This is a genomic window from Amycolatopsis sp. NPDC059235 (genome assembly GCF_042754125.1).
Taxonomy (GTDB): Bacteria; Actinomycetota; Actinomycetes; order Mycobacteriales; family Pseudonocardiaceae; genus Amycolatopsis; species Amycolatopsis albidoflava.
Genome location: NZ_JBHZAG010000035.1, coordinates 73000 through 82495 on the forward strand (window position 1 = coordinate 73000; position 9496 = coordinate 82495).

A 9496-nucleotide genomic window follows, 5' to 3' on the forward strand; every position below is an offset into this window, starting at 1 on the left:
GATTCTGCACGTGCATTCGCCGACTGCAGATGACCGTTCGCCGCTTTCCGTCGATGGCCCACGAGGTATCGCTGCGCAGCGAGAATTCGGTCCGGCAGGTCGCCCCACTTAGCGTACTGCTAGTCCCATTGTGCAAGTTGCGGCTACCCGCCGTCACTTCGGCCGGTCAGGACACCGCGACCGGGGCCCGGGTAAGCACCACCGCGAAGCCGAAAGCCAGACCCATCACGGTCAGTTCCAGCGTGGCCCACGACGCGAGCGCCGTCCGCTGATGTCGCACGATGCGCGGCATCAGCCGCCACCGCAAGTTGGCAGCCAGCAGCGCGATCGCGCCGGTGCACAGCACCTTCAGCACCATCAGCTGGCCGTACGGCGTGGTGAACACGCCCGCCCAGAAGCTGATCGTCGGATTGGCGAGGATTTCCACGATGCCGTTGAAGAGACCGGTCACCGCGGACAGCACCAGGCACAGCGTCGCCAGCTTCGAGAACCGCGGCAGCGCGTGCGCGAGCAGCGTCCGGTTCGCGGCCAGCAGCACGATCATCGCGCCGAGGCCGCCGCACCAGGCGACCGCGCTCATCACGTGCAGTTCCATCGAGATCATCGTGTAGTCGTGATAGGCCCAGTTCGACGCGTGGCCGGTGACCGGCAACGGCAGCAGCGCGAACATGCCCAGGCCCACCCGCACCTCGGCGGGCACCTTCTCGCCCTTGCGCAGCGCGACAAAGCCGAGCGCGGCGTGCAGCAGCGCGAGCACCGCCACGATCACCAGCGCCTTGCCCGCACCGACGTCGGCGATGTAGCTGCCGATGTCGCCGCCGGTCAGCATCTTCTTGCCCGGCTTGTACTCGGCGGTCTGCAGGATCAGCGCGACCACCGCGGTCGCCGCCCAGATCAGCGCGGCGGCGACGGCGGCGGGACGAGCCCGGCGCATGACCGGTTCGGTGAGCTTCGGCCGGTCGTAGCCGACCAGCACGGACAACAGGGCCAGCCCGATCGTCGCGACCGCCGACAGGTCCAGCAGCACGCGCACGACCGGGATGGCCGCCGAGACCACCTCGCTGGGTTCCACCACGCCCGGAATGGGCGAGGACGCGGTGAGCGCGATGCCGATCAGCGCGCCCAGCAGCCCCGCGACGACCACGCAGGCGAGCGTGGCCCAGCGGATACCGGAGGTGGTCTCGGCTCGCGTCACTGGTCCGCCTTGTCCGATCCGGGGTCGCGACCGGTGCGCAGCGCGACGGTGAGGCCGATCGCGAGCAGCACCACCGCGCCGGCGATCCACACCCAGATCGGCACGCCGCTCGACGACGATGAGGACGAGGCGGCCGCCGGCGAATTCGCCGGAGCCCCGGCCGCCTTGGCCGCGTCGCCCTTGGCCGGGGTGCCGTTGCCCGCGGCGGTCAGGGTGAACGGGATCTCGCCGGACACCGGGTGCCCGTCGGCGGAGAGGACCCGGTAGCCGACGGTGTACTTGCCCGCCGGGCCGAGCGGCCGCAGCGGCGCGCTCAGCACGTTGTTCTCCACCGTCACCGGACCCTCGGCCCACTGGCTGCCGTCCGGCCCGGTCACCGCGATCTGGTTGACATCGGCGTTCTGCACGTACTGGTCGAACGTGAGCGTGACCTTCGCCGGGCCCTTGGCGACGGACGCGCCGTTGGCCGGGTCGGAGTTGATCAGCACGTTGTGCGCCAGCGCCGGGGTGGCCGTGCCGAGCAGGGCCACCCCGGAAATCGCCAGCGCGAGAAGCGCTTTACGCATTACTTGGTTCCTTCGGTCTTTCCCGCGGCCGGACGACGGGAACGCAGCACCGCGCCCGCGCCGACGCCGAGCCCGAGCGCGCCGACCACGAGGCCGGCCCCGCCGAGCCAGCGCGCCGTGTTGTCCGACGACGAGGCCGCTTCGGCGTTGTCACCGGAGGCCGCGGTCTGCGTGTGGCCGCCGTGCTCCGACGATTCGGCGGCGGCGAGCTTGATGGTCGGGGCGGGGTGCTCCGGCTCCTCGCCGCTGGGCGGGGTGGGCTGGTTCCAGTCCACCACTTTGCCACCCTCGTACGTCTGGATGGCGGGGAATTCGAGCTGGTCGACGTTCGACGGCAGCGGGCCGCCGCTGACCTCGAACTCCTGGAACTCGGTAGAGCCGATCTTCGTGCCCGGCTGCGCGGTCCAGACGACCTTCGTGACCGCCTCGGTGATCTTCGTGCCGGACGCGGTGGTCACCGGCTGCGGCAGCTTCGACTTGGTGACCTCGGCGGTCCAGCCGGGGATCGGCTTGGTGCGGAAGTTGCCGATGCCGTACTCCGGTTTGACGTCGACCTCGACCTTGATCGTGCCGAGCTTCGCGTCCTCGTTGGGGACGCGGAAGAAGATCGTGCCGTAGCCGCCCTTGGCCGGCTGGTCGCCGTAGACGTTGGCGGTCACGTGCGCGGACGCGATGCCCGCGCCGAGCAGACCGGTGGCGGCGACGGTCGCGGCGAGCACGCCGGCGCGACGGAAGACATGGTGAGACACAACTGCTCCTGAACAGGGGTGAGCCGACGGAGGCAGAGCCTGCGCCGGAAAAGGGGGAAGGGGTGGTGAGCGGCAAAGCCGGTGAGAACCGGCATCAGCACTCACGAGGGGTTCAGGAGCCCTCAGGAGGTCCGCGCCGTCCCCGGACGCGCCTCAGTTCAACGCTCAGCAACGGCACCGCGCCAGCCGCACGCGGCCGCGCGATCCCGGCGGCCGCCACCGGAACCGGCAGCGGCCGGATCAGCAGCGGAAGAATCACCCGCACCACGCGGAGCACCGCGAGCAGCATCGCGTCCGCCCGGGCCAGCACCAGCGCGGTGAGCAGGGTCGCGACGGCGTGTGCCGCGGTCATCGCCCAGCCGTCCGGCGCGGCAGCCGCACCACTCGGGTCATGCCCGCCGAGCGTCGTCAGCACGAGGTGCATGACGAGCTGTCCGCCGCCGAGCACGGCGATGGTGGCGAGCGGTCCGCGCGCCCGGCCGGCGAGCGCGGTGGCGGTCCAGCCGAGCAGGCCGGTCAGCAGCAAGGTGAGCGCGGGATCCGGCAGTCCGCCGTCGGCGGCCGCGTGCGCGGTGACGGCGAGTGACGCCGAACTCAGAGCGAGCAATCCGCCGCGGACAGCGGCGAGTGCGCCGCGATGCCGGGCCGGGGTGCTCATTCGGGCAGCTTAACGGCACTCCGGTGGGTGACTGAAGCGTCTCGAATGGTGAGCATCTGCGGAAAACCCACAGGTAGGCGGGTCTCGATCCGGTAAATACCGCCCGGTGGGGCCCGTCGCTTCGGTTGCCGACCCCAGGCGGATGCGAAACGGTGGGTAATCACAACCGAGAAGTGGGGGTTTCGACCGTATCCGTTCCGGGTAGTCACCCTGCCGATTGATGGGCTACTCCGAACGGGTGACGTCCGGGGCTCGCAAGCTGGCGGGAGAACGAATACGGATGAACCTCTTCGAGTACATCTCGGACCGGTGGGGAAGGCTGCTGCTCCAGGCGTGGCTGCACACCAGCATGGTGGTGCAGTGCACGATCCTCGCCGCGATCCTTGGCGTGCTGATCGGCATCGCCGTCTATCGCAGCCCCATCGGCTCCGCAGTCGCCACGGCACTGGCCAGCACGATCCTCACCGTCCCGTCGTTCGCCCTGCTGGGTCTGCTGATCCCGCTCTCGGGCCTCGGCTCGACCACCGCGGTGATCGCGCTCGTGCTCTACGGCCTGCTGCCCATCGTCCGCAACACGATCGTCGGCCTCGACGCGGTCGACCCGGCGATCACCGACGCCGCCCGCGGCATCGGGATGAGCAGGCTGTCCGTGCTCACCCGGGTCGAACTGCGGCTGGCCTGGCCCGCGATCCTCACCGGCATGCGGGTCGCCACGCAGATGCTCATGGGCATCGCGGTGATCGCGGCCTACGCCAAGGGCCCCGGCCTCGGCGCGGAGGTCTTCTCCGGCCTCACCAACGCCGGGAGCACGAACTCCCTCAACCAGGCCCTCACCGGCACCGTCGGCGTGGTCATCCTCGCGCTGGTGCTCGACGGCATCTACGTCCTGATCAAGCGATTCACCATTTCTAGGGGTGTCCGTGGCTGAGCACACTGCGACCGAAGAAACCGTCTCCGGCGTCGAGATCGAACTCGACCACGTCACCAAGCGCTACTCCGGCACCCGCGCCCCCGCGGTCGACGACTTCTCGATGGTCGTGCCCGCGGGCAAGATCGTGGTGTTCGTCGGCCCGTCCGGCTGCGGCAAGACCACCACGATGCGGATGATCAACCGGCTGATCGAGCCGTCGTCCGGCCGCATCACCATCGGCGGGCAGGACGCGCTGAAGCTCGACGTGGACACCCTGCGCCGCCAGATCGGCTATGCGATCCAGCAGGCCGGGCTGTTCCCGCACTTCACCGTGGCGCAGAACATCGCCGTCGTGCCCGGCCTGCTCGGCTGGGACAAGAAGAAGGTGACCGCGCGGGTCGAGGAGATGATGGACCTGGTCGGGCTCGACCCGGCCGATTTCCGCGACCGCTACCCGCGCCAGCTGTCCGGCGGGCAGCAGCAGCGCGTCGGCGTGGCCCGCGCGCTCGCCGCCGACCCGCCGGTGCTGCTGATGGACGAGCCGTTCGGCGCGGTCGACCCGATCACCCGCGGCAACCTGCAGGACGAACTGCTGCGGCTGCAGACCGACCTGAAGAAGACGATCGTCTTCGTCACGCACGACTTCGACGAGGCGGTCAAGCTCGGCGACCGGATCGCGGTGCTCGGCAACCAGTCGAAGATCCTGCAGTACGACACGCCGGAGTCGATCCTGGCGAACCCGGCCGACGACACGGTCGCCGGTTTCGTGGGCGCCGGTGCTTCGCTCAAGCAGCTGACCCTGCTGCGCGTGCGCGACGTCGAACTGCAGCAGGACGCGCTCACCACGACGATCGACGAATCGCCCGCCGACGTGCGGGAGAAGCTGAGCAAATCGCGCAAGCCGTTCGCACTGGTGCTCGACCAGCGGCGGCGGCCGATCCGCTGGGTGCACGTGCGCGAGCTGACCAACGCGACGTCGCTGGGTTCGGTCGGCAAGCCGCTGCGCGACATCGTGAGCCTCCAGTCGACGCTGCAGGACGCGCTGGAGGCGATGCTCGCCGAAGGCGGTTCGGTGCCGGTCACCGGCGCGCGCGGTGAATACGCGGGCACGATCAAGCTGGACACGGTCATCGCGACGATCCAGCAGCTGCGCGACGAGCACGCCGACGACCACGTCGACGAGGACGGGGCCACGGCATGACCGCTGCCGTCGATACCGGTTTCAGCACCGAGTCAGGCTCCCGCCGCGCGGAACGCGTCCGGCTGTTCGCTCAGCCCGCCGTGGTCGTGCTGATCGTCGCGGTCACGCTCATCTGGGTGTTCGCGAGCGGGCTCACCGCGACCGAGAAGGAAACCCTCAACGCGGAGTCGCTGCTCACCGCGCTGCGCGACCACTTGGCGATGACCGTCGTGGTCACCGCGATCGTGGTGCTGGTGGCGGTGCCGCTCGGGATCATCGTGACCCGGCCGTGGGCGAAGTGGCTCGCGCCGATCTTCCTGGCGATCGCGAACATCGGACAGGCCGCGCCCGCGCTGGGCGTGCTGGTGCTGTGGTTCATCTTCACCGGCGCGGTCGGCGGGCTCTGGGTCGCCGCGCTGCCGCTGGCGTTCTATTCGCTGCTCCCGGTGCTGCGCAACACGATGGTCGGCATCCAGCAGGTCGACCCGTCGCTCATCGACGCGGGCCGCGGCATCGGGATGTCCGCGCAGAAGGTGCTGTGGCGGGTGGAATTCCCGCTCGCCGTCCCGCTGATCCTGGCCGGCCTGCGCACGTCGCTCGTGCTGGCGGTCGGGACCGCGACGTTCGGCATGTTCGTCAACGCGGGCGGGTTCGGGCTCCTGATCGACACCGGCTACAAGCTCAACCTCACGAAGGTGCTGATCACCGGTTCGGTGCTGGCCGTCGCGCTGGCGCTGCTGGTGGACTGGCTGGGCGCGGTCGCCGAGCAGTACTTCGGACCGAAGGGACTGCGCTGATGAACGTCCTGAAAAAGGCGGGCGCGCTGGTCGGCGCCGCCCTGCTCGCCGGGACGCTCTCGGCGTGCGGGCTCGACGTCAACACCTCGATCCCGTTCAAGATCGAACCGGGCTCGATCCGGCCGATCCCGTCGCTCGAAGGCCAGCGGGTGGTCGTCGGGTCGAAGGACTTCACCGAGAACATCATCCTCGGCTACATGGCCGAAATGGCGTTGAGCGCGGCGGGCATGGACGTCATCGACCTCACCGACATCAAGGGGTCGAACTCGTCCCGGCAGGCGCTGCTCAACGGGCAGACCGACGTGACCTGGGAGTACACCGGCACCGGCTGGATCAACTACCAGGGCAACGAACTGCCGGTTCCGGGCGGGGAGAAGGCGCAGTACGAGGCCACGAAGAAGGCCGATGCGGAGAAGTACGGCGTCACCTGGCTGAACTACTCGCCGCTGAACGACCAGTACGCGTTCGCCACCACCGAGGCGTACGCGGCGAAGAACAACCTCAAGTCCACCTCGGACCTGGCGAAGTTCCTCACCACGCACCCGGATCAGAACCGGTTCTGCCTGGAGACGGAGTTCACCAGCCGCCAGGACGGGTTCCCGGCGGCGGTCAAGGCGTACGGGTTCAAGAATCCGAAGATCGAGAACTTCGGGATCGGCACCATCTATTCGGCGGTGGCCAACGGCACCTGCCCGGTCGGCGAGGTGTTCACCACCGACGGCCGGATCTCCGGGCTGAACCTGCGCGTGCTCGAGGACGACAAGAAGGCGTTCCCGCAGTACAACGCGGCGGCGACGCTGCGAACGGAGTTCCTGGACAAGTATCCGGAGATCCGCGGTCCGCTGGAGAAGGTGGCGGCGGCGCTCGACAACAAGCAGATGGTCGAGCTGTGCAAGAAGGTCGACGTGGACGGCAAGGACGCCGGCACCGTCGCGCACGACTGGATGCTGGAGAAGGGCTTCATCAAGTAGCGCATCAGCGGTCCGTGAAGGGCTCCTTGAGGGAATTAGATTCCCTCAAGGAGCCCTTCACGGCTTTCAGATGCCTAGGCGGTGCAGCAGCTGGTCTTCGAGCCGTTCGAGTTCGCCGGTCACCGCGCGGTGCGCGGCCTTGCGCCGAGCCGCGGGCATGCGCTCGGCGGCGCGCACCGTGGCCGACAGCTGTTCCAGCGTCGACTGCGTCTCGGCGGCGAACTTCTGGTCCTGCTCGGTCGCCTTCGCCGACTTCTTCAGCTCGCCGAGCCCCTGCACGAGACCCGCGATCCGGGCGTGCAGCGCCGCGCCGCGGCCGGTGTACTCGCCGAGCTGGTCGACGGCGACGCCCAGCTTGCGGGCCTGGTAGCGGTCGTACGCCTCCCGCGCCGCGCCCGCCGCGCGGACCGCGTACGGCGCGAGCACCGGCAGCACCGCCGGTCCGAGCACCTTGGCCACCGCGACCGCGTTCTTCGCCTTCTTCGGGGTGATCCGGGCTTCACCCTCGTCCTGCTTGGCCTTGTCTTGCTTGGCCTTGCGCGCCATGGCCGTTACCTCCCACGCCTTCTCCGAATGAACTTACTGGTCCCCGACGTGACGGGCATGTCGGCTCGCGCGGGGAATGTCGTACCCACGATCTATTGTGATCGCTATGGGAGACGAGGTGTTGCTCGACGCGGGAGCGGTGAGCCGTTGCCGCCGCCGGGTGCACCTGGAACACGACCCGGCGATGCGCGACGTGCCGCTGCCGCCGCCGGATCCGACGGCGCAGCAGCGCATCGACGACGCGACCGCGCACCGCGAGGAAATCCTCGAACAGCTGGTCGCGGCCTCGGGGCTGGACGCCACCTGGGCGCGGGTGCCGCGCGCCGCGTCCGCGGGCGAGCGCGTGCAGCGCACCGAGCAGGCGTTCGCCGATGCCGCGCAGTACATCTGGGGCGCGCTGCTGCCCGCGGATCCGGTCGGGCACCGGCGCGGCGGCATCGACCTGCTCGTGCGCGTCGGCGACGGATACGTGCCGGTGCTGGTGGTCCGGCACCGGATCACCGATCGCGGCCAGGGCGCGCCCACCACCGCGATGACGGAGCTGGACCCGGCGCGCCGCTCGCCGGACGAGCTGCGCAAGGTCCGCTCGCAGCCGCGAGACCAGCTGCGTCTCGCGCATCTGCGGCGAATGCTGGAGTCGCGCGGCCTGGCGGCCAGCGGACGTGCCGTCGGCGGCGTGATCGGTCTGGACGCCGATGTCGTCGTGTGGCACGACCTCACGGCGGGCACCTGGCCGGGCGGCCGCAGCGCGCTGGACGAGTACGACGCGCGCTTCGAGGACCGGCTCGCTGTCGCGACCGCAGCCGCCACGGGTGCCGAAGCGTTGGCCGCGCCTTCGCGAGTGTTGGAGTGCCGACGGTGTCCCTTCTGGGCCACCTGCGAGGTCGTGCTCACCGAGACGCGTGACGTGAGCCTGGTGGTGCGCGGCGAGGACGCGGGCGAGTTGCGGCGCGTCGGAGTGTCCACTGTAGACAAGCTGGCCGCGCTGGACCCGGCAGCCGAACCGCCCCCGATGAACTGGACGGGCGGTACGTTCTCCGACGCGATCATGCTGGCCCGGGCGTGGCTGGCGGATCTCACGGTGGTGCGCCGCACGCCGCAGATCGAAGTGCCGCGCGCGGACGTCGAGGTCGACGTGGACATGGAGAGCTTCGGCGACGCCGGCGCTTATCTGTGGGGGACGCTGCTGTCCGGAGTGGACATCGGGGTGCCGCAGGGGTATCGGGCGTTCGCGACCTGGGAGCCGCTGCCAACGGTGGACGAGGCGCGGTCGTTCGCGGAGTTTTGGGCCTGGTTCACGGATGTTCGTGCGCGGACTCTCGCCGCGGGGCTGACTTTCCGGGCGTATTGCTACAACGCGCTCGCGGAGAACCGGTGGCTGTTCGGGTCGGTGGAGCGGTTCGGGGAGTACTCCGGGGTGCCGGAGAAGCGGGCTGTGCAGTCCTTTGTGGACTCTGATGAGTGGGTGGATCTGTTCCGCAGCGTGACGGATCAGTTCCTGTGCTCGCGGGGCAAGGGCCTGAAGGTGATCGCTCCGGTGGCCGGGTTCGCTTGGCGAGATCCGGAGGCTGGTGGCGAGGCCTCGATGCGGTGGTACCGGGACGCGGTCGGAATGGACGGCGCGGTTCCCGATGATGAACAGCGGGAGCGGTTGTTGCGGTACAACGAGGACGATGTGCTGGCGACTAAGGCGCTGCGGGAGTGGATGAGCGGGCGGGCTCAGGATGAGGTCCCGTATATGTTGGATATCTGAGTTTTCGCCGGTGTTTCTGCTGGTGCGGTGTGGGGCCACCACCCCTCAGCCGGATTGTGACTACGCGCGGCGGGGGGGGGGGGAGGCGGGGCGGAAAGGGAGGTAAGACCACCCCCCCCCCGGCGGTTTGGGTGTGTTGGGTGTGGTTGGGTGTGTGTTTATAAAAAAAAA

Annotated in this window: 10 protein-coding genes; 5 read left to right on the forward strand and 5 right to left on the reverse strand. The window is 69.4% G+C overall.

The annotated features are described in order from the left end of the window. Positions 1-166: 166 nt before the first annotated feature. The 4 genes from ACFXI3_RS23155 to ACFXI3_RS23170 all read right to left on the reverse strand — a co-directional run bounded on the left by ACFXI3_RS23155 (position 167) and on the right by ACFXI3_RS23170 (position 3168). Positions 167-1195 (reverse strand): copper resistance D family protein, encoded by a 1029-nt coding sequence (locus ACFXI3_RS23155; protein ID WP_378402033.1) that lies wholly within the window; start codon positions 1193-1195, stop codon positions 167-169. Further along, the gene (locus ACFXI3_RS23160) at positions 1192-1761 is read right to left on the reverse strand and encodes a copper resistance protein CopC (RefSeq protein ID WP_378402035.1); all 570 of its coding nucleotides are present in this window, start codon (positions 1759-1761) and stop codon (positions 1192-1194) included. Before ACFXI3_RS23160 ends, ACFXI3_RS23155 begins: the two co-directional genes overlap by 4 nt. Next, positions 1761-2510 carry a YcnI family protein gene (locus tag ACFXI3_RS23165; protein WP_378402037.1) on the reverse strand — a complete coding sequence of 250 codons (750 nt, stop codon included), beginning with the start codon at positions 2508-2510 and terminating at the stop codon, positions 1761-1763. Before ACFXI3_RS23165 ends, ACFXI3_RS23160 begins: the two co-directional genes overlap by 1 nt. Before the next feature lie 112 nt (positions 2511-2622). Further along, the gene (locus ACFXI3_RS23170; RefSeq protein WP_378402039.1) at positions 2623-3168 is read right to left on the reverse strand and encodes a hypothetical protein; all 546 of its coding nucleotides are present in this window, start codon (positions 3166-3168) and stop codon (positions 2623-2625) included. A gap of 280 nt (positions 3169-3448) precedes the next feature. Between ACFXI3_RS23170 and ACFXI3_RS23175 the strand changes: the two genes are divergently transcribed. The 4 genes from ACFXI3_RS23175 to ACFXI3_RS23190 are packed head-to-tail and all read left to right on the forward strand — an operon-like array spanning position 3449 to position 7026. After that, positions 3449-4096: an ABC transporter permease gene (locus tag ACFXI3_RS23175; RefSeq protein WP_037806896.1), complete on the forward strand. Its 648-nt coding sequence runs from the start codon at positions 3449-3451 to the stop codon at positions 4094-4096. Then, positions 4083-5279: an ABC transporter ATP-binding protein gene (locus tag ACFXI3_RS23180; RefSeq protein WP_344282082.1), complete on the forward strand. Its 1197-nt coding sequence runs from the start codon at positions 4083-4085 to the stop codon at positions 5277-5279. Before ACFXI3_RS23175 ends, ACFXI3_RS23180 begins: the two co-directional genes overlap by 14 nt. Then, positions 5276-6055, forward strand: coding sequence for an ABC transporter permease (locus tag ACFXI3_RS23185; RefSeq protein WP_344282079.1), 780 nt, complete (start codon positions 5276-5278; stop codon positions 6053-6055). Before ACFXI3_RS23180 ends, ACFXI3_RS23185 begins: the two co-directional genes overlap by 4 nt. Further along, positions 6055-7026: a glycine betaine ABC transporter substrate-binding protein gene (locus tag ACFXI3_RS23190; RefSeq protein WP_344282076.1), complete on the forward strand. Its 972-nt coding sequence runs from the start codon at positions 6055-6057 to the stop codon at positions 7024-7026. The genes ACFXI3_RS23185 and ACFXI3_RS23190 overlap by 1 nt, the downstream gene beginning before the upstream one ends. A gap of 66 nt (positions 7027-7092) precedes the next feature. Here the strand turns inward: ACFXI3_RS23190 and ACFXI3_RS23195 are convergent, their stop codons facing one another. After that, a complete protein-coding gene (locus tag ACFXI3_RS23195) occupies positions 7093-7572 on the reverse strand; it encodes a DUF6474 family protein (protein ID WP_344282073.1) in 480 nt (159 codons plus the stop codon). 106 nt (positions 7573-7678) lie between these two features. Between ACFXI3_RS23195 and ACFXI3_RS23200 the strand changes: the two genes are divergently transcribed. Beyond that, positions 7679-9325, forward strand: a complete 1647-nt coding sequence (locus ACFXI3_RS23200) for a TM0106 family RecB-like putative nuclease (protein ID WP_378402041.1) — start codon at positions 7679-7681, stop codon at positions 9323-9325. Positions 9326-9496: the final 171 nt, after the last annotated feature.